A 23,680-nucleotide genomic window follows, 5' to 3' on the forward strand; every position below is an offset into this window, starting at 1 on the left:
GAAACGCTACGCCCTCCCCTGCCACGTTCTGCGAAAGCTCCTCTCCAGCGCACGCGCCGCCGCCAGAAGCAGGCAGGACACGATGAGCAGAAACGCCGCCGCGCCGAAACCGCGCAGAAGCTCCTGCTGATCCTGATACTGGGAGGAAATGTAATAAATATCGAAAGACAAGGCTTCAAACTTGCCGAAAAGCCCGGAAGGCAGGCCCGCATTGGCCACCACGCCGGTGAAGAGAATGACGGCGGTATCTTCCGCGGCGCGCCCCACCGCGAGCACCACGCCGCCCAGAACGCCGCGCGCCGAGGCCGGAAGAAAAAGATGAAACACCGCCTGCGCATGGGAAAATCCGCTGGCCGCGGCCGCAAGCTTCAGCGACGGCGGCACGGCCGAAAGAGCCTCGCGCGCCGAAGCCGCCAGCACCGGCAGCACCAGCAGCGACAGGCAGCACGCCGCGAGCAGCAGCGAGGTATTGGCCTCGGGCAGCACCGTGCGCCGCAGAAGCAGAATGAGCATGAAGCCGAACAGCCCCATCACGATGGACGGCATGCCCGCAAGCACGTCCACGGCCGCGCCGAGCACGCGCTTTTGCCGGGGCGAGGCGAATTCGGCCAGATACACGCCGCAGCCCACCCCGGGAAACAGCGCCAGCGCCATGGTGAGCGCCACCAGCCAGAACGTACCCACGCACGCCGGCCAGAGGCCGTCCCACACGGGCGCGCGGCCGAACACGGCGTCGAGCGGCGGCGTGCTGCCGAACAGAAGTTCCGGCCCGAGCACGGGCAGCGCGCGCCAGAAAAGATATCCCATGAGCGCGAACACCACGGCCGGAACCGCCACGGACGAGATCAGCGCCAGCGCGCGGAAACAGAGAAAAGAAACCGAATGTCTCATGACTTCGCCCCCAGACGCCGGATGCCGAGACTGACCAGCGCATTGACCGCCAGCAGCAGAAGTCCGGCCATGAACAGCGAATCGTAGGCCGCGCCGCCCACTTCGTTGGACGTGACGAGCGCCATGTGCGCCGTGAGCGTGCGCAGGCTCGAAAGCATGGATTCGGGAGCCACGGGCGCGTTGCCCGCCAGCATGAGCGGAAGCATGGTGTCGCCCACGGCCCGGCCGAAGGCCAGCACCGCCGCGGAAAGCAGGGTGGCGCGCGAGGCGGGCAGCACCAGATGCCACATGATTTCCATGCGCGACATGCCGAGCGCCGCGCCGGGCAGGGCCGCTCTCTCCAGCCGTTCGCGAAGCCCGGCCTGGAGCACCAGCACCACCGTGGGCAGAATGAGCACGCTCAGCATGAGCGACGCCGTAAGCCACGAGAAGCCGGAACCGCCGAAGCCCCGCCGGATGGCCGGAGCCAGCAGAAACACTGCGGCAAAGCCATACACCACGGTGGGCACGGCCGTCATGACGCGCACAAGGCCGCCCACCACGACGCGCCAGCAGCCGGGGCGACCGCCGCACGGCGGACACAAAAGCCAGCAGCACAGGCACACTCCCATGAGCCATCCGGGAATTACAGCGGAAAAGCCCACGGCCAGCGATCCCACCGCCATGGGCAGAATGCCGAATTCTCCCTTTCCCGGAGCCCACGACCACGAAAACGGGCCGCCGCCTCCGCCCGAAACAAAGGCGGGCAGGGCGAAGGCGACGACCATGAGAAACAGCAGCGCCATGGCCGTTGCGGCCAGCGCCACGGAAATGCGCAGGAGCACCAGGCCCGCATCCCGGCTTCCCCGGCTGCGGCAAGACGCGGCGTTTCTCATGACGGCCTACTTCCTGTCCAGCGGAATGTAGCCGGAAGAGCTGATGAAGCCCTTGCCGTCTTCGGAATAGATGTAGTCGATGAACAGCGCGGTGAGGCCCTGCGGCTTGCCCTTGGTGTTCATGTACAGAAGACGCGTGATCTTGTAGGTGCCGTTCGCGGCGTTTTCCTGCGAGGGAACCATACCGTCCACCGTGACGCCGCGGATGGAGGAATCCAGATGACCGATGCCCACATAGCCGATGGCGTTGGGATCCTGAGCAATGGCGGTCTTCATGGCGCCGTTGGAATTCACCACGTTCGCGCTCTGCACCGAGGTGCCCTTGTCGAGGGCGCGTTCTTCAAAGGTTTCGCGGGTGCCGCTGCCGTCTTCGCGCACGTAGAGCGAAATGGGAGCGTCCTTGCCGCCGAGTTCCTTCCAGTTGGTGATCTTGCCGGCAAACACGTCCTTGACCTGCGCCTTGGTCAGCGAGGTCACGGCATTGGCCGGATTCACGGCCACGGCCACGCCGTCGATGGCGAAGGGGAAGGTTTCCAGACCATACTTGGTCACTTCGCTTTCCTTGAGGGCGCGACCGGTGTTGCCGATCTGCACGAGACCCTCGCCCACCTTCTGCACGCCCACGCCGGAACCGCCGCCGGCCACCGTGATGCGGATGTCGCCGTTGGCGCTCATGATGGCCTGCGCGGCCTTCTTCATCACCGGAATGTGCGCCGTGCCGCCGGCGATATCAAGCGTGCCCTTCTGGCCCTTGAAGGAATCCAGAGGAGCGGCCACGGCCAGAGACGCGCTGAGCAGCACCAGCGCGAACGCGGAAAGAATACGATTCATGCTCACCTCACGCAGGAGGCGGCACCTTTCGGGAACAGTGAAGCATCGCAGAGATCGGCGCAGAACGCCACTACGAAAAACCGGCAAGACACACCTTGTCTCTGCGTATGAATGCGTCAGGTGTTCCTGAAAAACATGCCGGCCTCTCGTTGAAAAAAATGACAAACGGCGCGACCTTCGCGCCCTTACCTTGATTTTTTGCCTCACCGGAGGGGGAAAGTCAAGCCGCGCGCCAAGTTGCGTTTTCCGGGCGCGGGGCGAAAGACACGCCGAAGACGATTCCTGCGGGCGATGGCTGCCCGCTCCCCCAAAAAGCCCCGGACGCGGGTGGTCCCGCCCACAAAACTCCCCGGGCGTCGCGCAAACGGCGCGCGCCCCTCTTTGCCTGCGCGACGGCGCGGCAACGTCACGCTTCCGGCAGGGAGAGCGTGAGCAGACCATCCACCGCGGCGCGCACGTCCGGCGCGGCAAAAAGACGCGTTCCGGCGCGCCGGGCTCCGGGCAGTTCGGCCTCGACGGGCACAAATCCCCGCTGCACAATCCCGTCGACATCCAGCCCGAGCTTCCGCGCGCTCGCCTCGCCCTTGCCGGTGAGCACCAGCACGGCCGCGGCCAGTCCGGCGTTCGCGCCGAAAAGAAGATCCTCCACCTTGTCGCCCACCATGGCGCACCGCCCCTCGTCCAGACCGCGCGCAGCCTTCAAACTCTCCCACATGCCGACATCCGGCTTGCGGCACGAACACGACTGCTCCGGCGCGTGCGGACAGAACCGTTCGTCGTCCAGACCGGCCCCGAACGGCGCAAGCAGCTCCCCGAGACGCTTCTCGCACGCGTGCCAGCCCGATTCCGGGAAATATCCGCGCCCGATGCCGGACTGATTGCTTATCACCACCGTTTTCACACCCCGCCGGCGCAGGCGTCCCAGCGCCTCGCCCGTGCCGGGTATGAGCTCCACGCCCGCGGGATCCCCAAGATAATGCTTGTCCACAATGAGCGTTCCGTCGCGATCAAAAAGCACTGCCGACCATTCCATCCGGTCTTTCCCTCCAATATTCCAACATCCATGTTTCCCCTCTGCCTCAGAGCTCCCCCACCCATCGCCCTCCCCGTCATTTCTCCCCCCCCGCCGAACAACAACGCCCTCGGCGGAATCAGGGGCTGTGGGCCGTGAAAGCGGGAATCCCCGCCGAACGGCGAAGCCGGAGGCGAAATCAGGGGGGCCGGGGGGGAATTATTTCCCCCGGCGGGGTCCGGGGCGGCGCCCCGGTGCTCCGGTCTGTCCCCTTCCTCTCTATTTCCAGCGCTGCGGGGCGCTCCCGGGGACGACGATGGGGCCGCGGGGCAGGCTGCGCCAGGGGAAGGGGCCTTCGTGCATGATTCTGTCGGCGAGGCGTTTCGGAGACGTGGGAGCGCTTGTTTCCTGGAGTCCGGCGATGCGGGCGAACTCGCCCACGATGGCCTGCGGGCTGCATCCCTGTTCGCGCAGGGCCGCGAGGCTCAGGCTGGCGTGGCGCTTGGCAAGGCGTTCTCCCTGCTCGTCGCAGAGCAGCGGAATATGCGCAAAGGCCGGAGGCGTGCCCCCGAGCAGGCGATAGAGCAGAAGCTGACGCGGCGTGGAAAGCAGAATGTCTTCCCCGCGCACCACCTGCGTGACGCCCATGCGCATGTCGTCCACCACCACGGCAAGCTGATAGGCCCACACCCCGTCGGAACGGCGCAGGGCAAAGTCGCCGCCGCAGCTTTTCAGCGAAATTTCCTGACGGCCGAGCACCAGGTCGTCAAACACTTCCACGTCGTCGTCCGGGCAGAGCAGGCGCAGCGACGGACGCCTGCCTTCGGCTTCCTTTTCGGCGCGCTCCTCCGCCGTGAGGTGACGGCAGGTTCCGGGATAGGCCGCGCCCGCATCGCCGAGCCCGTCGGACGCTCCGTGCGGCGCGCCCGCCAGAACCCGCAGTTCCTTGCGCGTGCAGTAGCACGGATACACCAGCCCGTGCCTGCTCAGCCTGTCCACCGCTCTGTCGTACAAGCCGCGGCACAGGCTCTGATGATACGGCCCGTGCGGCCCGTGGTTGGGGCCTTCATCCCAGTCCAGGCCGAGCCACGTCAGATCCCGCTCGATGGCGTCCATCCACGACTGGCGGGAACGGTCGGGATCAATGTCCTCGTGGCGCAGAATCACGCGGCCTCCCGACGTGCGCGCCCCCATCCACGCCAGAAAAAACGACCACGCGTTGCCCAAATGCAAAAGACCCGTGGGACTCGGCGCAAAACGCCCCACCACGCCCCCAGAACCTGCGTCGTTCATGCCTTCCCCTCCGGTTTCGGCGGAATGTGCTCAAAGCACTGTTCAATCACGGCGTTGGATACCAGCATCCCGCGCCGGGTAAGAAAAAATCGTCCGTCCGCAAGCACGGCCATGTTCCACCGCTCCAGCTCCTCAATCAGCGCCCGGTTGTCCGAAACAAAATCCCGGCCCGTCAGACGCGCGTACTCCGAAAGCGCGAGCCCCGCCGACGTGCGCAGACGCAGCATCACCAGCTCTTCCGCGCGCTCGGCAAAGCTCAGGCGCTCCGTCTCTCCGGCGTTGCGCCCTTCCCGCACCGCCGCAAGCCACGTTTTGAAATCCGCAGGCTCGCTGATGCGGCATCCGTCAAGAAAGCTCACCGCCGCAGGCCCCAGACCGAGATATTCCTCCCCGCGCCAGTAACCCATGTTGTGACGGCATTCCCGCCCCGGCCGCGCATAGTTGGATATCTCATACTGCCCGTAGCCCGCCGCTTCCAGAAGCGCGCCCCCTTCCTCGTACATGGCGGCCGCCTCGTCCTCGCCGGGCAGGCGCAGCGAGGCGCGCTCCCGAAACATGGGCGTGCCCTCCTCCAGCGTGAGCCCGTAGCAGGAAAGATGCTCCGGCGACAGTTCCGCCGCTTCGCAAAGCTGTGCCTTCCAGGCTTCCGGCGTTTCGCCCGGAAGCCCCCAGATGAAATCAAGGCCCACGTTGTCGAACTTTGCGCGGCGCAGCGCCTCAAACGCCCGGAGTGCTCCGGCCCGGTCGTGAACGCGGCCTATGGCCGCAAGCAGCGCGTCGTCAAGCGCCTGCACTCCCAGCGACACCCGATTCACCCCCGCCGCGCGAAAACCCGCCGCGCGGGACGCGTCCACGGAGTCGGGATTCGCCTCCATGCTGATTTCCGCATCGCCGTCCAGAGAAAAGCAGTCCGCGGCCGCGTCCAGAATGCGGCCCAGCACCGGGGGCGGAATCAGGCTCGGCGTGCCGCCGCCGAAAAACACCGTGCTCACCCGCGGGCGACCAAGAGTCGCCGCCCGGCGGCGCATGTCCGCCACCAGAGCGCGGGCCCACAGCGACAGCCCTTCGCCCGAGCCCACCGGCTCGGAATAAAACGCGCAGTAACGACATTTGCGGCGACAAAACGGAACATGAATATAGAGCAACATCTTTTCAGAATGAAAAAATCCCGTCACCCCGTCAAGCCCCGGGGCCGCCGCGAGGAACGGAGAGAAGCAAGAACGCGGGGCGAAGCTGGACAGGGCGGAAGCGATGCCGGGTCGAAGCATGGCAAAGCACGGAGGAGCGCAAGAAGAGAGCGGCTCCGGGAAGGCCCTCGGGCAAAGGGAAAAGACAAGGCACAGGGACTGCGGCGGGCAGGCCTCGACGTAACACACCGCATGGGGGGGGGCAGGCCCCCTGCCGGACGTTCCGCAAGGCGCAGCAAAAAAGCGACACGGCGTCGCCCGGAGCAGACGGGAAAAAAAGACGAAAACGACGCCGGACAGAGGACAAAGAAAAAAAGACGGGCCCGGCGATGCCGGAGGGGCCTTGCCGATGACAGGCCGGGGCTCGGAAACAACGCAAGCGCCGCCTTCTCGCGCGCAGGTACGCGCGCTCCACAAAAATAAGCTGCGCCCCGTTTTCCCCTGCGGCAGCGCCTGTGAACGCAAAACGGGGAAAGGAGGGAGGGATGGGAATATGAGCAGAGGGCAAGAAAAAACGACGCAAAGGCACAGCGGACAAGGCTCCATGTTCCCCGACGAAGTTCCCCGATGTCTGCCGCTCGATGCAGAAAAAATCCGCTCCTTATGCATAACATTTTTCTATCTGTCAAACAAAATCTTTACCGTACCTGAAAAAATCTTTTACCGATCATTCAATACAAAAAAAATGTTGCTTCAAAAAAATTTTTTTTGCCATAAAAAAAGTTTATCACTGCATCATCAAGTTTACCTGTAAACCTTTCTCCCGCACCATTTCTTTCCATTTTTTAACGATAAATAAAATTTTCTTGCAAAGTGCAACACCTCCATTTTTTCTGCTGGCGTTAACTATAACTCTATGCTATCCGCTATTTTCCCAAACCCGAACTTTTATCGTCACACCTGTGCCGAACCCGTTTGTTCTCGAAAAATACTCCGGAAGCATCACCCGTCCGGGTTCGGAAAAGCATCGGCGAGCGACGCCGCTTCCGAGGAAAACAACATGGAGGCCTCTTCATCATGACGACCAAAGGCGCTCTCGGCAATCTCATCAACCGCTACGCCGCGGTGCTGAAGAAATGCCGCATCATCAACACGTTCGGCTCCCTCGCCGCGGCCGCCCTGCTCCTTGCCGGCATCGCCGCCCCGGCCATGGCCGTGGAAAGCATGTTCGACGACTTCATCCCCGCCGATCCCGACTTCGTGGTCAGCAGCGGCGCCGACGTCGGCCCGCCCAAAACCACCCACAACCTCGCCGAAGATCAGACCGGCATTTCCTGGGGCGTGGCTTCCGGCGGCGATACTCCCCCCGTCGTCTATGCCGACGCCAACAATCCCAACGCCGAAAACCACGGCTACGTCTGGGTGAAATCCTCCGAAAACGGCGGCTACGCCGAAGGCATGGGCGGCAAAACCGGCACCAGCTTCACCCTCACCAACTACGGCAGCATCTTCGTGGACGGCACTTCCGCCTCCGCCACCAAGGGCATGGGCGTCAATCCCGACGGCAAGGCCGTCAACGAGGGCCTCATCGCCGTGCGCAAGGGCAGCGCCATGACCGACAATTCCGGTTCCAGCAGCAAGACCCTTGTGAACAAAAACGTTATCTCCGTGGAAGACGCCGGCGGCGTCGGCATCTTCTACCGCAAGGAAAACATCACCTCCGGCGAAGTCACCAATCAGGGCGACATCCACGCCCGCAACGGCGGCGTCGGCGTCGCCATCACCAGCGACAGGAACGAAGAAGCCTACCACAACAAGTTCTTTACCAACTCCGGCCGCATCATGGCCGACGAAAACAGCGTCGCCATCCTCGTTTACGGAACCGACAACGCCACCGTCAGCCTCGAAGGCAACAGCCGCGTGGACGGCCTCATCAGCCTCCAGGGCAAGAACAACAACCTCATGATCGACGGCGTGGGCTCCAAAAGCGCGGAAAATCTCTACGTCAAGGGCACCTTCGGGGGCGAAATCAGCAATCACAGCAACATCATCTTCACCGACAATTCCCAAATTTTCCTGGACGACTCCCTCATCATCGACAACACTTCCGGCGTCACCCTCGCCAATACCAGCCTCGTCCGGGGCCAGCACGCGCCCGATTCCGCCCTCTTCCTCGTCAACAACGAAAAAACCGCCGTCAACGGCGGCATGAGCACCCGCGGCACCGCATCCGTCGAACGCATGGAAAGCAGAGACGGTCACGTTTCCCTCAAGGGCGCCGTCGTCGGCGACAACGCCTTCGTCGCCCAAAACGAAGGTCAGCCCGTCGGCGTCGTTTCCGCCTCCCTCGCGGACGGCCGTTCCCTCGACATCAGCCGTTCCCTCTTCTCCGGCAACTCGATCACCGCTTCCGCCGGCGTCTCCTCCCTCGGCGGCGCGGCCGTTGCCGTGTCCGGTTCCGAAAAAAGCCGCGTGTCCATCGCCCATTCCGACTTCGTCGGCAACACCGTCAGCGCCTCCGAAGGCCGCGGCGGCGCCATCTTCAACAACGGAGCCGCGCTGTCCATCACCGACAGCTCCTTTAAGAACAACCACGCCTCCTCCAACGGCGGCGCCATCTTCAACGACAAGGGCGGCAGTCTCACGTTCAACGGCATGAACGTCTTCTCCGGAAACACCGCCTCCACTGCCTACAACGACATCCACAACGAAGGCTCCGTCACCGTGGCCGGCGGCGTCACCAAGCTCGCCGGTGGCTACACCCAGCAGGGCGCGCAGTCTTCGCTCCGCGTGGCAAGCGGCGCTTCCCTCATCATAGGCATGCCCGACTCAGGCGGCGTGGAACCCGCTTCCGGCGAAGCCCTGCTCGCCCTCGGTCGTCCTCTCGATCTCGGCGGCGGCAGCCTCCACGTCGGCGATTCCCCCGCGCGCAGCGCCTCCAACGTCACCTTCGGCAAAAACTCCCTGCTCGTAGTCGACGGTCTCGCCGCCAAGTCCGGCCCCGTGCTCTCCGGTTCCGGCTCCATCGCCGTGGACGAAGGCTCCAAGCTCTACATCGCCAACGCCCGCTCCGGTGAATCCTACACCGTGACCTCCGGCCTCGCTTCCGATTCCGGCGACTACTGGAAAAGCGCCAATCTCCTCGCCGGTCGCCTCATCGAGGCCGAAATCTCCACCGACGGCGGCGTGGTCAAGGTTCACACCCAGGCCCAGGACGCAGGCCGCACCCTGCCCGGCGTGATTCCCGTCAACGCCCTCAACGCCATGATGAGCGGCGGCCTCAACAACACCGACGCCGAATCCATGGGCATCCGCTTCCTGAGCCGCGCCATGGACAACGCCCAGTTCATCGCCGACGATCACACCGCCACGGCGCTCGTCAACGAAACCTCCCGCGCCGCCGTCACCGCGGGCGTGCAGAACACCGCCCTGCGCGTGGCCGACGCCGGGGTCGATCAGCTCACGCATCACCTGTCGCTGAGCTTCTTCGGCCAGGAAAACAACATCCACAAGGACGGCGTGGACGTCTGGGCCACTCCCATGTACGGCAACACCTACACCCACGGCATGAGCGCTTCCGGCGCTTCCGTGCGCGGCAACTATGGCGGCCTCATTCTGGGCGCAGACACCGAAGTCGGCGAAATTCTCGGCGGCAAGGTGCGCGCAGGCGCGGCCGTCAACGGCGGCGGCGGCAAGTCCCAAAGCGGCGGCACGGCAAGTTCTGTGAGCAATTCCTACAACTTCGGCGGCGTCAACCTCTACGCCGGATGGAGACTCGGCGACTTCAACCTCATCTCCAGCGTAGGCTACTCCATCGGCACCCACGACGTGAGCCTGAACATGCCCGCCGCCATGGGCATGGGTCAGGCCCGGGCCGACGTGGACACCACCGCCTTCGTCGCCGACATGCGTGCCGAATACCGGATAACCACCCCCGTCGCCGACTTCGTGCCGCACGCCGGCGTGCGCTACACCTCCCTCAACACCGACAAGCACGATCTGAAGGTCAACGGCTCCACCCTGAACTCCGTGGCTTCCGACACGAAGAACATCGTGCAGTTCCCCGTGGGCGTCACCGTGTCCAAGGACATCGACGTCTCCGGCTGGAACATCAAGCCCCTCGCCGACGTCTCCGTGATTCCCGCCGCCGGCGACAAGAAAAGCACCACCAAGGTGTCCTATGCAGGCATCGGCGCGCTCGACAGCGTGAACACCCGCATCATGGATTCCACGAGCTTTGCGGGCACCCTCGGCGTGCAGGCCGAAAAGGGCAATCTCGCCCTCGGCCTCAACTACGGCGTGCAGACCTCCCGCCACGAAACCGATCAGAACGTGAGCCTCGGCATCAGCTGGAAGTTCTAAAACCTCAACGTCGAACCGCGCCCGGCAAACGCTGACCCCTTATTCAGCAGGAACCGAGCGCCGTTCGGCAAAACGCGCCTATTCAGCAACACTCTGAAACCATTCGGAAAAAGCTGAATATCCGTTCGGCAAAAAAGAAGACCGGGCCTCTCTCCCGGTCTTCTTCTTTTAATTTGACGCTCTCCGTCGATATTTTTTCATCCGGCGCTGCCTTTCGGCGCGACTCTCCGGCTCTTCCCACTGACGCTTCCCTCGGGCGCTTCCCTCGGGCGCTTTCCATCCGGCACGCCTGCACAAAAACGCCTGAGCCCTGTGCCCAACCGCCTGAGTTCCGAGACTTCCGTCCTGATCCCCGGCAGACCGTCCCACGCTCTCCAGACCTTTCCGCGCAAGATCTCCCCTGTTTTCCACAAACAAGAGCCATCAGCGCACCTGACCAGGCAACGCCATCGCCCTCCCCCATCCGCGGACGGGCGCGACAGCGCACGTCCGCAAACATGGGGGCGCGGGGGAGATTATCTCCCCCGCTGCCTTTTCTGCCTTTCCTGCCTTTTCTGCCTTTCCTCTCTCACCGCACGCGGGCGGTGGCCCAGCAGGCGGAGACTTCGGCGGCGCGGGCGTTGAGGGCGCGAAGTTCGGCTTCGGGGAGGAGACCGGCGAGGCTGCGGCCGGCGCGCCAGCGGGCGCGGATGAAGGTTGAGCTGATATCGAGTCTGGGCACGGGGAGAAAGGTGCAGCATCCGCCGCCCGTGAGGGGCACGGTTTCGCGGCCCAGGGGCACGTCGCTGTCGTCGGGGAGGCTGCCGGGCCAGAAGGTTCGGATGCTTTCATGGAACACGCTTCCGTCGTCGCCGTTGCGCGGCACCATGACAAGGTGCGCGAAGTGCGGGAGTTCCAGGCCGTGCTTCCAGGTGTCGAGCGCGGCGAAGGATTCCGCCCCCATCATGAAATAGGGCAGCTCTTCGCCTTCGTGGCGTCGGGCCCATTCGCGGAGCGTGCGCCAGGTGTACGAAGGGCCCTCGAGTTCGCCTTCCAGAGTTTCCACGCCGAGAAACGGAATGTCGCGGACCGCGGCGCGCAGAAGTTCCACCCGAATGTCAAAGGGCAGCAGTCCGGCGCTTTCCTTGTGCGGAGGCGTGGCGCAGGGCATGAGCAGCACGCGCTCAAGGCCCAGCGCTTCCGCCACTTCTATGGCGTGGCGCACATGTCCGTTGTGAACAGGGTTGAACGTGCCGCCGAGTATGCCCGTAGCGCCCATGAAGCTATTTCCTCACCTGCCCCTGACCGAACACCACGAACTTGGTGGTGGTGAGTTCCTTCACGCCCATGGGGCCGTAGGCGTGGAGCTTCGACGTGCTGATGCCTATTTCCGCGCCGAGGCCGAGCTGTCCGCCGTCGTTGAAGCGGCTGGACGCGTTCACCGCCACCATGGAGGCGTCGGCTTCGCGCAGGAAACGCATGGCGTTCAGGTGATTCGTAGTGCAGATGATCTCCGTGTGATTGGAGCCGTAGGCCGCAATGTGGGCCAGCGCTTCATCCATGTTGCGCACCACGCGCACCGCAAGAATGAGATCGTGAAACTCGCATCCGAAGTCGTCGGGAGCGGCGGGAACGGCCGAAGGCCCGAGCAGCGGCAGCGAAGAGGCGTCGGCACGGAAGCTCACCCCCGCGCCGCCGAGCTTTTCCGCCACCATGGGCAGGAACGCGTCGGCCACGGCCTCATGCACCAGCAGACATTCCAGCGCGTTGCACACGCCCGGACGCTGCACCTTGCCGTTGTACACGATGTCGAGCGCCTGCGGCAGATCGGCGCTCTCGTCGATGAAGGCATGGCACACGCCCTTGTAGTGCTTGAGCACGGGCATGGTGGCCTGACTCGTCACCGCGCGCACCAGCGATTCGCCGCCGCGCGGAATGAGCACATCGACAAATTCGTCAAGACGGCACAGCTCGGAAACCGCGTCGTGCGACGTGATGTCGATGAACTGCACCGCGTCGCCGGGAAGATCCGCCGAGCTCAGCGCCTCGTGCAGCACCGACGCCAGCGCCACGTTGGAATGAAGAGCCTCGGAACCGCCGCGCAATATCACCGCATTGCCCGCCTTGAGGCAGAGAATGGAAGCGTCCACCGTCACGTTGGGCCGGGCCTCGTACACCATGGCCACCACCCCGAGCGGCACGCGCATGCGCCCCACCAGCAGCCCGTTGGGCCGCTGCCACTGGGAATCCATGGCCCCCACGGGATCCGGCAGCGACGCCACATAGCGGCACGCCCCGGCCATGTCGGCCAGAATGGCGGGCGTCAGACGCAGCCTGTCCATGCGCGGCGCATCCAGCCCCGCAAGCCGGGCCGCTTCAAGATCCCTGCCGTTGGCCGCCAGAAGCTCCCCTTCCCGCTCCTCCAGCAGCGAGGCCAGCGTCTCCAGAAAACGCACCTTCGACGCAGAACTCGCCGCCGCCATCCGGCGGGAGGCTTCCTTCGCCTTTCTGCCGGCAAGACGCACGGCTTCACGGATGTCTCTTTCTTCCATTGCCAACTCCTTAGAAAAACATGCGCCAAGCATACGGTCCCCCGCCCCCCGAGTCAAAGACAATTTCGGCAATTGAGAGGAAGGGAACCAGATCGGAGCACCGGGGCGCTGCCCCGGAAAGGCAGAAAAGGCAGGAAAGGCATGCGGGGGAAATAATTCCCCCCGCGCCCCCCTGTTTCCGCCTCAGGCTTCGCCCTCGGCGGGGCGGGAGCGTGCAGGCAAAGCGCGTTGCCGAAAACAGGCGGGAGCTTGGAAAGACTGGGACTGCGAGGGGGTGGTGTGCCTGGCGGGCGCTGTTCGGTCTGCGGACTCAGTGCAGGTGTGCGCTGCTGCGCCCACCTGCGGTGGCCGACTCCTGTCCGACAAAAAGTCGGACAGTCGTGTCAAAGGAGAGGATTTCCAGATGTTTTTTGGGAGAACATCGAGGACAGTTTCGTAAATGCAGACCAGAAAGTATTCTCTCCCCCCTCAGCCCCGGCGATATGGGGAGTCTGCCAGATATGTTGGAGGGAACACCAAAGTCAGGGCCACAGGTAAATCGGAAGTCGTTTTTTCAACGCTCGGGGGAACGCGGGCAACATGGAATTTCCAAATATTTTTGGGAGGAAGAAACATCTAAGGCTGACAATGCAGACCGAAAAGCGTTCTCTCAACGCTCTGGGGCCCGCGACCTGCCTTCAGGCGGTCGCGCCGACGGCAGGCAAGTAGCCGGAATTCACTTCCGGCGTTAAACGCAGCCGCCGTCGTGCAAGTTCCGCAGACCGTACAGTGTGTCCTGCGCAAACGGGCCTGCGTACTCTCCGAACGCTGTTCTTTAATTAAAGGATGCATCGGAGGAGGAAGAGGTGCCGCTCAGAAGATGAATGCCGCGAGAGAAAACGCGGCCCGGAAGAGGCATGTGAAGAAACGATGGAAGACGCTCCCGCCCCGACGCATCAAAAAAGCCCTTTCCGACTTCGTCGAACCCGTTCTGCGCGAGGCGACACAGGCAAGTTCCTCCCCCGGAAGCTGCGCGCAACCCGCCCGCACAGGAGCCTGACCGCAGCTCGGCCGCCGCCGCTCTGACGAAATCCGCAAATCCCTTATGGACATCAGAAAAACCGCGCCGTTTCTGCGTCTGTGTTTGACATTTATGTCAGTCTCTACTAGCGTGCTTCCATGCGCCGGAAAGTCATCCGGCCTTTCCTTTTGTCCTCTTCTCCCCATTCAAGGAGTCATACATGGCACAGCGTCCCACCATTCAGAAACCTACGCCTCTGTCCCAGCCCGCCTTCCGCAAGGGCGCCGATCCCGTCATGGGCGGCGTGAACCTTCCCAATTTCAGCGCCGAAATGCAGGCCGAAGTCAGCCCCGAAGCCGCTCCCCTCTGGAACTTCGTGCTCACTCACGCCCGCAAAATCGCCGCCGGCGTGGTGGTCGTGGTGCTCATCATTCTCGGCGTGGCCGGCTGGCAGTGGTATCGCGAAGAACAGGTGAAGGACGCCCGTCAGGCCCTCGGCCGCGTCATTTCCATTCAGGATCCGGCGCGCCGCGTCGCCGCTCTCGAAACCTTCCTCAAGGACGCGCCTTCCGCCGTGCGCGCCGCCGCCGATCTCGAACTCGCCGCCTCCGCCGTGCAGACCGGCGACTGGGACAAGGCCGCTTCCGCCTACGCCCGCGTGGCCGAAGCCGACGGCGACACCCCTCTCGCCTTTGCCGCCCGCCTCAACTACGCTCAGGTGCTCATGCACAAGGGCGATTTTGCCGCCGCCCGCGATGAATTCAAGAAACTCGCCGCTTCCGCTCCCTCCGACGCCGTGCCCGTGATCCGCCAGCAGGAAGCCGAAGCCGCCGTCGCCGCCGGCGACAAGGCCGGAGCCGTGGCCGCCTACGAAGCCGCCGTCGCCGCCCTGCCCCCCACCGATCAGGAGTCTGCCGCGTTCTTCCGTTCCCGCATTGCTTCTCTCAAATAACGCCGTTCCGACTGTCGGAGTGCTTTCATGCTGCATCATTCCAATAACGCTGCCAATCAGGATGTCAGCCCCTGGCTGGAAACCCTGCGCCTCATGGCCAGCGAAATGGGCCCCAAACGCCCCTTCCAGACCAGTCTGACCTCGCTGCTGCGCAAGCTTTCCGAACGTCACGGTTTTCTGCGTCCGCACCTCGTGCTCTTCGATCCCGAAACCGGCATGCTGCGCCTCAGCCTCGCCGATACCCAGCCCAGAGCCAATCACGCCAACTACGCGCCCGGGGTGGGCGTCACCGGACAGGTCTTTGCCACCGGTCGCTCCGTGATCGTGGAAAAACTCAAGGGCGATTCCCTCTTCCTCAGCCTGCTCTTCGAGCGCACCGACGAGGAAATGGAACGCCTCTCCTTCATTTCCGTGCCCATCCTTGCGCCTGCGGGCGACGGTCCGCTTTCGGCGCGCGAGGTCATCGGCACCCTCAACGCCGACACCGAATTCATCTCCCGCGAAGATCTCGAAAAACGCCGCGTCTTCATGGAAGTGGTGGCCGCGCTCATTGCCAACGAAGCCGCCTACCTGCAGGAAGAACTCAGCCGTCAGCGCCGCCTTCCCGGACGCATCGCCAACGATCTCGCCAGCGAAGACGCCCGTTCCGATTCCGCGTTCATCGCGCAGTCGAAGGTCATGCGCAACATTCTGGAACAGGCCGCCCACATCGCGCCGGGACGCGCGCCCGTGCTGCTGTGCGGCGAGCCCGGCGTGGGCAAGGAACGTCTTGCCACGCGCATTCACGCCTTCAGTCCGCGCAGCGACGTGCCGCTTGTCGTGTGCCACTGCGCGGCCCTTCCGCCGGAACGGCTTCAGATTGAGCTGTGCGGCTATCAGAAGGGAGCGTTTCTTGGGGCCATGCAGACACAGAAAGGTCTCTTTGAACAGGCCAACACGGGCACCATCTTCCTCGACGCCGTGGAAGCCCTCACGCCCGCCGCGCAGGAAAGTCTGCTGCGGCTGCTCAAGGAGCACACCGTGCTGCGTCAGGGCGGCGAAGATCCCGTGCCCGTGGACGTGCGCGTCATTGCGGCCACGAGCGCCCAGCTCGACACGCTGGTGGAACAGGGACGCTTTTCCGCAGAACTGTACGCCCGGCTCAACATGTGCTCGCTGCACATTCCGCCGCTGCGCGAGCGCCGCGAAGACATCGTGCCGCTGGTGGAGCATCTGCTGCTGCGCAACGCCGACTATCACACGGAAAAAATCAAGCGCATTTCCTATCCGGCGCTGGAACTGCTCACCCGGTACTTCTGGCCGGGCAACGTTTCGGAGCTCACGAGCTGCCTTCAGCGCGCGGCCCAGTACTGCGAAGACGGCGTGATCCGCGCCGGCGACCTGCCGCCCTCGCTCCAGACCGCCGAAAGCACGGCCACCGAAGCCGGACTCTCCCTCGGCGACGCCGTGACGCGCTTTGAAAAGGAACTGCTTGTGGACGCGCTCATCAAGGCCGGAGGCAACATGCTGAAGGCGGCGCGCGACCTCAAGTCGAGCTACCGCATCGTGAACTACAAGGTGAAGAAATACGGCATTGATCCGCACCAGTTCGTCTATCGCAACAAGAACATGTAGCGGATGAAAAAACATGAATCCCTCCCCGGTATCCGGCGGAGGGATTTTTTTTGAGAAAAAACGCGGCCGCAGAAACGCAGCCGGAGGACTTTTTGCGGCGCGGTGCAAACCGGGATGAAGTTTATCGCAACGCAGAGCCGCGGCGACGGGAACACTCCGCAGCGCGGCGGAAACGGCGGAGGGATTTTTTGCTGAACACGGCAGCCGGAGGACTTTTTCCCGCGCATCGCCGCCGAACGACGTTTTCCCCCAACGCCGCGGAGGGAGGATTCCTGCGGCACGGACTGCCGGAGCTTTTTGAGCGCCGACAGCAAAGAGATTTCGTGTCGCGTCTGCCGAAGTGGTTGTGCCCTGCCACGGCGGGAATTTTTGCCCGACACCGGGGAAGGCGTCTTTTCACGGCGCAACGCAGAATCGGAGAGATTCTTTACCGCGCGCCCCGTTGAAGAACGTGCTTTTCTGAAGCAGCGGGAGGCTGCCTTGCGTGATGCCGCGCAGCCGCCTATGAAAAATTTTTGCCGCGCGTCGCAAACCGGGATGAAGTTTATCGCAACGCAGGGCAGCGGCCGCGGGAATTTTTTGCGGCGCGGCGGAAACGGCGAAGAGAATTTTTTATTTTAATGGGCAAGGCAGCCGGAGGACTTTTTGCCGCGCATCACCTCCGAACGGCGTTTTCCCCGGTCAGTACACAAACGCCCGAGCCCTCAAAAGAAAGGGCGATACCGGTCAGCCGTGTCTCTGCACGCCTTACGCCGCTGACTCGCAGCATGCCGCGGCGCAGAGCCTGCGCGTCAAAAAGCCTGTGCATCATCTGTGCTCTCGGAAGCCGACCGCAGCGGAGCTTCCGTCGCAACGGCATCCGCCCGACGCTCCGCTCCATGCCGGAGTTCTGTCCCGCACGACTCCATCGCTGACCTGTGCCGCATCCGAGTCCATCCCCGCAGAAAATCCACGTCGCCCGGCGCGGCGACGGCACCAGCGCTGCACGGCGTCCGTGCCCGGCACTCTGCCGCTCCGGGGAAAAACTGGCGCGGCTTCGCCCGGCGCAGCGCAAGGCGTCCGCCAAGCCCGCCGAATCCCGGCGTGCCTTCTCTGAACGAGGAGGCGTTGCGCTCCCGACCAAGGCCCGCGAAGGCATCCGCAAGCGTCACCTGCCCTGCCGAACCGTAAGCACAGAGCACTCCGCGCAGGCTACTGGAGCAGCGACAGCACTTCCATGCGGCGCACCGCGGCGGCGGGCGCAGCGCGGCGACGGGGAGAACGGCGAACGGCCAGGGGCGTGTTCTCCAGCGCTTCGGCCTGCTCGGCCAGGGCTTCGAGATTGCTGCAGGCCAGGGCCACCAGCGAGGGACTGAAAGTTTCGACATTCAGAGAACCAAGGAAGGAACGCACGCTGCGGATATCGTCACTCATGGCCATAGGAAGGTCTCCTTGAAAAATCTCATTGATTTTTTGTGGTGAACACGACTCTCTTTTGCCAGTTTTATTTATTTTGTCAACTAAAAATTTACATTTTGAACTTTTTGCATTTTTTCAACTTTCAATTGACTTTTTTGTTCTCTTCCTTTAAATATTGATTCATGAACAGCGCAACACCTGAAACTCTCGATCGCCTCCTCCAGGGAGCCGGACTTCGGCGCGACAGCCAGCTTGCCGAGCTTCTCGGCGTGTCTCCGCAGGCCGTGAGTCAGGCCCGTCGCAAGGGGCGCATTCCCGACGGCTGGGTTTTGAAAGTGGCCGCTCAGTTCGGGCTGTCCACGGACTGGATATTTTTCGGCAGAGAGCCCGGAACGGGCGTCGTGCCCGCGTCGGAGTCCCATGCCGCCGCGGCCGAACAGGAGGACGACGCCATGCGGGAACGCCGCGCCAAGGGCGAAAGCTTTTTCGGCGAAGTGGGCTCCGGGCAGGACGCCATCGGCCTGGTGATGGTGCCGCTGGTGGCCGCGCGCCTTGCCGCGGGCAAGGGCAGTCTGGAAACCGACGGCGACGTGCTTTCGTACTTCTCCTTCCGGCAGGACTGGCTGTGCCGCAAGGGCAACCCGGACAAGATGGTGCTCATGAAGGTGTGCGGCGACAGCATGGAACCGGACATCCGACACGGCGACATGGTGCTTGTCGATCAGAGCAAGTGCCAGATTTACGGGCACGCCATCTACGCCATGGGCATCAACGAGGAAATCTACATCAAGCAGGTGGAAACGCTGCCCGGCGGACAGCTGGTGCTCCGGAGCCGCAATCCCGAATATTCGCCCATCAGCGTGGATCTGCACGGCGATCTTGCCGACAGCGTACGCGTCATCGGCCGCGTCATCTGGTGCTGCCGGGAAATCTAGGGACTCTTCTGACCGGGCGCGGAGCAGAGTGCGCTTGCCGCAGCATGCCCTGCAACGCGACAAGCCGGACAAACAAACCGGACAAAACGGCACGCTGGGAGAACGCCGACGACCGGGAGAACGCATCGGCGCGCTGGCGAGTCCGTCGAAACTTCGAGGACGCCGTCAAAGGCCGCTTGCGGAAACACGCCGAAAACGCTCCACGCATGGGGCGAGCACAAGCACCCCCTGCCGCCGAAGTCACTCAAAATCCGCGCGCTGCCTCTTCATCGAAGCCGGTCGGAAATCCGAGCATTCCCTCAGAGCCGAAGTTAATCGACAAGCTGCGCGCTTCATCGCAGCTGAAATCCGATCGGAAGTCCGAACGCGGACTTACTTGTCACCCCGTCTCTGACTGCGCGCCCATGTCGGCGGAAAAAACGCACAACTCGGAGGTAAATCTCACCGTACGCCGTGCGGACCGGACCGAAAACAGGGTATTTCCGCCCTTCTCCTGTATGTTTTCCTCTGCTTTCACTGAGCCAGCCAAGGAAAATTCTCCTCTTCATCCAGGCCGCAGCGCAGCCTGTCGTCATTCAGGTCAAATGTCGTGACGAGAAGACGCATTTCCTCTCCCATGAACTGAAACGGCCTCTGCGGATGGGGAAATTTTTCATGCTCCGGGTACACCAGTGCCACGTCACCCGTTCCGTGCGTCCACTGTCGGCCGTAAACATAAAGCTGGTATACATCGTGATTGTCCACGTCGGAGCTCTTTTCAATTCTTTTCCACTTGGTATCCAGCACCCACGTCCGCCCGTCGCAGCACACAACAATATCAGGCCTGAGCTTAAAGCAGGCGTGTCCGCTGCGCGAGCAGAGCCAGCCTTCAGACTGAGCCTCCAGCACAGATCCCGGCATAAGCTTTCCACGCAATGTCTGGGCAACGTACCGCTCGAAAAGAACATCCATGGAAAACAGCATGCTCATGCCCTCATGACTGTGGGAAACGGCATAAGGCATGTCTTTTCCCAAAACAAGTTCACACCACGGACGAATCGCAGCATAGGAAGCCATCAGCCTGTCGCGGCGCCACTGCGAAAAGTCGCCCTGAACATCCCGGCTCAAAGGCACGGGCTGCATGAGCTTGCACAAGGAAGCGGCAAGCCGCCAGTTTTCCGCCAGACGCACACATGCTCTCACCCGTTCCAGCGCACTGCGCAGAAGACGATTTTCCGGTCTGTCCTCAAGAAAGACATCATGCCGGACATGAAAAACATGCCGCCTGTGCGGAGGCTGCTGCATCTGCCTGTGCACGTCCAGCTGCCCGCGCAGAAAGGAAGACACTTCTTCCACTCTTTTGTAGTCACAGCGAAGGCCGTGCTTCATCAGCTCATGCAGGCGAAGAAGGAACTGCCGGGCCACCCATTCCGTCAGAGGGCGCTCAAACAGACTGATGTCCGCAGTGCTGAAGCTGCGGCAATCTGCGTCTATCAGCTTCGTCAGCATCCGTATGAGCTGACGACGGCCCTCCGAAGCCCTGTCGGCATCATGCTGCGTTTTCGGAAGCATCTCCAGCTGAACACCACATGGCGTGGTCAACACGCCGACAAGGCTCTTCAACTGAAGCTCGGTTCGACTGCGAAGCTCGCCCAGCATGGCGTCCTTTCCGCAAAGTTCCGCCAGCCAGTCAAAGGCCGATGCCGGTATCTGCACCCGGTCAAGCGAGGGCAGCGACACGGCATCCGTCGTCAGGCGGGCATATTCACGAACGGTATACTGCTTCATGGCTGAGGCTTATGCTCCTTCAGCCATCGGATAAGCTGCGCGCCCATGTGCTGCGTATTGCCCGTAAGTGTTATGCCGAGCTCTGCGGCTATCTGCCGCAGAACCTTGCGCACCTTTCCGCTTTCTACATCCGGTCCGTTTTTTCTCCGTATGCGGATGGGAAAGTTGTTGTTGTACCTGTATCGCTCAATGATGAAGTCATCATATTCCTCAAAATCGTCGCGCTTCATGCCTGCATTGTCTTCAGGCGAGACGTTATCCTCCGTCTCTTCGGAGGTCTCTTCCTGAACGTCCATGTCCGGCACGTCCTCAGGCTCGACTGCGGCATCGGAAATCTGAATATAGGAGGCCAGGTTCTGAAAGGCCGGCTCACTCCATTCCCATATCTCACAAGGCCTGCCGAGGGAAACCGAATCTCCGAACAGCGATGCCTTCGACTGAACGACATGCAGGAACCTGTTCTTGTCCTTTTTTCTGTGATCGTTGAGAACCCACTGAATTTTCTGCCAGTCTTCAAAGAAGTACTCTTCGAGCAAGGGAACTGTCTGCCGCCGGAATATCTCCGCAAGGGCACGCATGAAACGCCCCTTTTCATGCTCGTCGTTCAGGGAAAATCCGTTCAGAAGGCGCATGAACGGCGCATGCCCGATGCGGTGATCCCGATCCAGCAGCACGGAAATGCGCTGGTTCATGTCGCTGAGTATTTTGCCGAGGGAAATTCCAGACGCCTCATCCAGAACCAGACTCTCCAGAAGCTGAGGCTGCGGCGGCACCTCCTCAAAGAAAAAGCGACGGCGGAGGGCAATGTCGAGTCCCGTCAGCGACCGGTCAGCCGTGTTCATGGTACCTATGATGTATACGTTCTCCGGCACGGTGAACTTGTCCCGAGAATAGGGAAGATGCACCCAGAGCGTTTCTCTCTTTGCGCTGCTACCCGGCAGGACTTCCCTTCTTGAATCTTCAATGAGCGTGATGAGTTCGCCGAATATGCGCGCGATGTTGCCCCGGTTTATCTCATCAATGATCAAGACATAGGGAAGTGCTTCGTCTCCCCCGGACTCTCTTCCCTGAAGCAGCATTTCCAGTCTTTCTGGATCAAGAACGTCGGTGCCGAGCTCATACAGCGTGATCTGACTGAAGTTCTTAGTCATGACGTCCTCGACGGGACGCGAGGGTGAAAACGTGCAGAGCCATCTGACGTTGCGGCACTGCCCGTAGGAGTCCCCCTCTCTCTGCATGACCCTGTACCCGCCCGTAATTTCACCGACGGCCCTGAACTTGCGGTTGCCGTCGGAAACGACCACGATATCGCCCACCTTCATTCTGCGGCAGAACTTGTTCACCACGCCGACGGCATAATCGTTGTTCCCGATCTGTTCGGGAAGAGCGCTCTTAAACTTTTCATGGATCTCCCGTTCCGTCCGGCAGGACGAAAAGTCCACGCAGCCGCCATATCCCAGAAGAACATAGCTGTTCTTCAGGCACTCGTCATAGATGTAGGCATCCTCGCCCTGCGTGTTCCCAAGGGACATTTTCCATATTCGCCGCCCGCTCAGCTCGACCTTGTCCGTTCCGATGCGATGAATGCGGCTGCGCGCGGTATTGCACAGCTCCTTAAAAATGCCGTCCTCCACGGCATAGCCGACGTTGCCGTTCTCTCCTGCAAAAGCGCGTATCCCTTCCACGAAATCTTCATAGCTGAAGCTTTGATGAAAGGTCACAAAGCGTATGTGTCCCTTGGCCGCCAGACGGTCAAAGCACTGCTTCTTTTCCTCTCTGGTCTGACCGATCCCCTTCATTCCCGAGGCTGCAAATATCTCCAGAGCTCTGTCCACCGTGGCATAGGTCTTGCCCGTGCCGGGAGGGCCATACAAAATCTGATTCAGGGGAATGCTTCTCTTCAAGGCAGGCGTCAACGCTTCAACTTCCGTCTTCCGACTCCATATCTGCTCACTGTAGGCGAACAGGTTTCTTTCTCCACGCCGATCCATGAGTCGGCGATACAGCTCTGCAGTGCTCAGACTCGACGATTCGGCATCGCCAAGAGCCGTCGTCAGTCTCTCGCGCCTGTATACGCAGACAAGCTGCGGATTCTGCCGGTCCTGATAGAGAAAGGCGATTTTCCATGCCACCATGGGCCAGAGCGCATCGGCAGTGACGGCATCCAGATTCCGGGCCTGCACGGCCTCAATAATGCTCAGAACATTTTTTTTGACGACCGCAAAGGCTTCCTCTGGAGAATTTCCCAGGCATGAGCGCCAGGCATATTTCTCCCCGTAGATGAACCCGCGGGACTTCTTTTCCGATACTTCGGTATTTCCCCGCTGATAAATGCCGAACTTGAAGGCATTGCCACCCCAGATGGAGCCCAGCTTGTCCGTCATGCTTTCAAGGCAACGCACAAAACTGCTCTGATCGCTCAGTGTATGATACTGCGGCAACGTCATGCCCCGCACCTTCTCCACAGGCCAGAGTTCAAGAAACTTCGTCCAGATGGAATCACATTGACTGATGTCGATCATAACTTACCACCTTAAAAAAATACAGGCCGGTCTCTTTTTACAGGTCGTACGGCTGACGATTCCTGAAAACATGCTGTTCAGCATACCCAAAGCACGGTGTCTTTACAACATCCCAGGCATTCTTGTCACACCTCGAGCAATGTTTTCAGGCTCTCTCGGGGAATCCCCCTCTCCCCGACCGTCTAGTTTCTGTGCGTCGACTTTTCGGTGAAAGCACGCAAGCCGTGAATCGGAACATGCTGCCTCGCGCCGGACACGGCACGATGTCTTCGGACTCGAACGTCCTTTCCCTCTTGCAGCATGACCGCAAGGCGCCGTGAGCAGGTTCGCGTCCTGCTCACGGCGTGCATCGTCTCTTCCCCTGCTCTTCTCCCGCGCTTTTCCCGCATTTGCCCGTTGCGGAATCGCAGGTCCGCAGGCATGCGCCGCTTTTCGCGCCCTGCCTAGCATCCAAAAACGACGCGCCGATTTCGCGGAATGAAGGGCCGTCTGTAGCGCTCTGAACGTTCGGCAGGGGGAGCTGCCCTTTTCCGGTGCCCGGATTGTCGGGCCGATGCCGAAAAGAGAACC

General features: G+C 62.0%; 17 protein-coding genes. 6 read left to right on the forward strand and 11 right to left on the reverse strand.

All coding sequences use genetic code 11. From position 1 onward, the window contains the following. Window positions 1–6: 6 nt before the first annotated feature. The 6 genes from Q0K02_RS06350 to hemW form a co-directional block, all read right to left on the reverse strand. Complete coding sequence (locus Q0K02_RS06350) at window positions 7–891, reverse strand: ABC transporter permease subunit (RefSeq protein ID WP_294486252.1); 885 nt, start codon at window positions 889–891, stop codon at window positions 7–9. Further along, complete coding sequence (locus Q0K02_RS06355) at window positions 888–1,766, reverse strand: ABC transporter permease subunit (protein WP_294486254.1); 879 nt, start codon at window positions 1,764–1,766, stop codon at window positions 888–890. The genes Q0K02_RS06350 and Q0K02_RS06355 overlap by 4 nt, the downstream gene beginning before the upstream one ends. A 6-nt stretch (window positions 1,767–1,772) precedes the next feature. Further along, on the reverse strand, window positions 1,773–2,597 hold the full coding sequence (locus Q0K02_RS06360) for a phosphate ABC transporter substrate-binding protein (protein ID WP_294486257.1): 825 nt from the start codon (window positions 2,595–2,597) through the stop codon (window positions 1,773–1,775). Between the two features lie 406 nt (window positions 2,598–3,003). After that, the gene (locus Q0K02_RS06365) at window positions 3,004–3,630 is read right to left on the reverse strand and encodes an HAD-IIIA family hydrolase (protein ID WP_294486259.1); all 627 of its coding nucleotides are present in this window, start codon (window positions 3,628–3,630) and stop codon (window positions 3,004–3,006) included. Window positions 3,631–3,888: 258 nt separating this feature from the next. Beyond that, window positions 3,889–4,902 carry a tRNA glutamyl-Q(34) synthetase GluQRS gene (gene gluQRS / locus Q0K02_RS06370; RefSeq protein ID WP_294486263.1) on the reverse strand — a complete coding sequence of 338 codons (1,014 nt, stop codon included), beginning with the start codon at window positions 4,900–4,902 and terminating at the stop codon, window positions 3,889–3,891. Beyond that, window positions 4,899–6,050, reverse strand: a complete 1,152-nt coding sequence (hemW, locus tag Q0K02_RS06375) for a radical SAM family heme chaperone HemW (RefSeq protein WP_294486265.1) — start codon at window positions 6,048–6,050, stop codon at window positions 4,899–4,901. The genes gluQRS and hemW overlap by 4 nt, the downstream gene beginning before the upstream one ends. A gap of 382 nt (window positions 6,051–6,432) precedes the next feature. On the opposite strand from hemW, the gene Q0K02_RS06380 reads away from it, so the two are divergent. Next, a complete protein-coding gene (locus Q0K02_RS06380) occupies window positions 6,433–6,843 on the forward strand; it encodes a hypothetical protein (protein ID WP_294486268.1) in 411 nt (136 codons plus the stop codon). Window positions 6,844–7,106: 263 nt separating this feature from the next. Further along, window positions 7,107–10,391: an autotransporter outer membrane beta-barrel domain-containing protein gene (locus tag Q0K02_RS06385; RefSeq protein ID WP_294486273.1), complete on the forward strand. Its 3,285-nt coding sequence runs from the start codon at window positions 7,107–7,109 to the stop codon at window positions 10,389–10,391. Between the two features lie 568 nt (window positions 10,392–10,959). Here Q0K02_RS06385 and nadD read toward each other — a convergent pair. Both nadD and Q0K02_RS06395 read right to left on the reverse strand, forming a co-directional pair. Further along, entirely contained in the window at window positions 10,960–11,649 is a 690-nt protein-coding gene (nadD, locus tag Q0K02_RS06390) for a nicotinate (nicotinamide) nucleotide adenylyltransferase (protein WP_294486275.1), read from the reverse strand. A gap of 4 nt (window positions 11,650–11,653) precedes the next feature. Next, complete coding sequence (locus tag Q0K02_RS06395) at window positions 11,654–12,922, reverse strand: glutamate-5-semialdehyde dehydrogenase (RefSeq protein ID WP_294486278.1); 1,269 nt, start codon at window positions 12,920–12,922, stop codon at window positions 11,654–11,656. Window positions 12,923–14,142: 1,220 nt separating this feature from the next. Between Q0K02_RS06395 and Q0K02_RS06400 the strand changes: the two genes are divergently transcribed. From Q0K02_RS06400 to Q0K02_RS06410, 3 genes are all read left to right on the forward strand, one after another. Further along, entirely contained in the window at window positions 14,143–14,874 is a 732-nt protein-coding gene (locus tag Q0K02_RS06400; RefSeq protein WP_294486281.1) for a tetratricopeptide repeat protein, read from the forward strand. Between the two features lie 27 nt (window positions 14,875–14,901). Next, on the forward strand, window positions 14,902–16,488 hold the full coding sequence (locus tag Q0K02_RS06405; protein ID WP_294486283.1) for a sigma-54-dependent Fis family transcriptional regulator: 1,587 nt from the start codon (window positions 14,902–14,904) through the stop codon (window positions 16,486–16,488). A gap of 297 nt (window positions 16,489–16,785) precedes the next feature. Next, window positions 16,786–17,109, forward strand: a complete 324-nt coding sequence (locus Q0K02_RS06410) for a hypothetical protein (protein WP_294486285.1) — start codon at window positions 16,786–16,788, stop codon at window positions 17,107–17,109. A gap of 570 nt (window positions 17,110–17,679) precedes the next feature. On the opposite strand, the gene Q0K02_RS06415 is transcribed toward Q0K02_RS06410, so the two are convergent. Beyond that, on the reverse strand, window positions 17,680–17,907 hold the full coding sequence (locus Q0K02_RS06415) for a hypothetical protein (protein ID WP_294486287.1): 228 nt from the start codon (window positions 17,905–17,907) through the stop codon (window positions 17,680–17,682). A gap of 161 nt (window positions 17,908–18,068) precedes the next feature. Here Q0K02_RS06415 and Q0K02_RS06420 point away from each other — a divergent pair, with 161 nt between their 5' ends. After that, window positions 18,069–18,821, forward strand: a complete 753-nt coding sequence (locus Q0K02_RS06420) for a S24 family peptidase (protein WP_294486291.1) — start codon at window positions 18,069–18,071, stop codon at window positions 18,819–18,821. A gap of 513 nt (window positions 18,822–19,334) precedes the next feature. Here the strand turns inward: Q0K02_RS06420 and Q0K02_RS06425 are convergent. Together Q0K02_RS06425 and Q0K02_RS06430 are read right to left on the reverse strand one after the other, a co-directional pair. Beyond that, window positions 19,335–20,459 carry an McrC family protein gene (locus Q0K02_RS06425; protein ID WP_294486293.1) on the reverse strand — a complete coding sequence of 375 codons (1,125 nt, stop codon included), beginning with the start codon at window positions 20,457–20,459 and terminating at the stop codon, window positions 19,335–19,337. A 125-nt stretch (window positions 20,460–20,584) separates the two neighbouring features. Further along, entirely contained in the window at window positions 20,585–23,110 is a 2,526-nt protein-coding gene (locus tag Q0K02_RS06430) for an AAA family ATPase (protein WP_294486296.1), read from the reverse strand. Window positions 23,111–23,680 lie beyond the last annotated feature (570 nt).

It is taken from the genome of uncultured Mailhella sp. (genome assembly GCF_944324995.1).
Lineage (GTDB): Bacteria > Desulfobacterota > Desulfovibrionia > Desulfovibrionales > Desulfovibrionaceae > Mailhella.

Bases quoted from the DNA above. Each gene is read 5' to 3' on its own strand.
- Q0K02_RS06350 (WP_294486252.1), bottom strand. From the start codon at position 891: ATGAGACATTCGGTTTCTTTTCTCTGTTTCCGCGCGCTGGCGCTGATC.
- Q0K02_RS06355 (WP_294486254.1), bottom strand. From the start codon at position 1,766: ATGAGAAACGCCGCGTCTTGCCGCAGCCGGGGAAGCCGGGATGCGGGC.
- Q0K02_RS06360 (WP_294486257.1), bottom strand. From the start codon at position 2,597: ATGAATCGTATTCTTTCCGCGTTCGCGCTGGTGCTGCTCAGCGCGTCT.
- Q0K02_RS06365 (WP_294486259.1), bottom strand. From the start codon at position 3,630: ATGGAATGGTCGGCAGTGCTTTTTGATCGCGACGGAACGCTCATTGTG.
- gluQRS (WP_294486263.1), bottom strand. From the start codon at position 4,902: ATGAACGACGCAGGTTCTGGGGGCGTGGTGGGGCGTTTTGCGCCGAGT.
- hemW (WP_294486265.1), bottom strand. From the start codon at position 6,050: ATGTTGCTCTATATTCATGTTCCGTTTTGTCGCCGCAAATGTCGTTAC.
- Q0K02_RS06385 (WP_294486273.1), top strand. From the start codon at position 7,107: ATGACGACCAAAGGCGCTCTCGGCAATCTCATCAACCGCTACGCCGCG.
- nadD (WP_294486275.1), bottom strand. From the start codon at position 11,649: ATGGGCGCTACGGGCATACTCGGCGGCACGTTCAACCCTGTTCACAAC.
- Q0K02_RS06395 (WP_294486278.1), bottom strand. From the start codon at position 12,922: ATGGAAGAAAGAGACATCCGTGAAGCCGTGCGTCTTGCCGGCAGAAAG.
- Q0K02_RS06400 (WP_294486281.1), top strand. From the start codon at position 14,143: ATGGCACAGCGTCCCACCATTCAGAAACCTACGCCTCTGTCCCAGCCC.
- Q0K02_RS06405 (WP_294486283.1), top strand. From the start codon at position 14,902: ATGCTGCATCATTCCAATAACGCTGCCAATCAGGATGTCAGCCCCTGG.
- Q0K02_RS06415 (WP_294486287.1), bottom strand. From the start codon at position 17,907: ATGGCCATGAGTGACGATATCCGCAGCGTGCGTTCCTTCCTTGGTTCT.
- Q0K02_RS06420 (WP_294486291.1), top strand. From the start codon at position 18,069: ATGAACAGCGCAACACCTGAAACTCTCGATCGCCTCCTCCAGGGAGCC.
- Q0K02_RS06425 (WP_294486293.1), bottom strand. From the start codon at position 20,459: ATGCTGGGCGAGCTTCGCAGTCGAACCGAGCTTCAGTTGAAGAGCCTT.
- Q0K02_RS06430 (WP_294486296.1), bottom strand. From the start codon at position 23,110: ATGATCGACATCAGTCAATGTGATTCCATCTGGACGAAGTTTCTTGAA.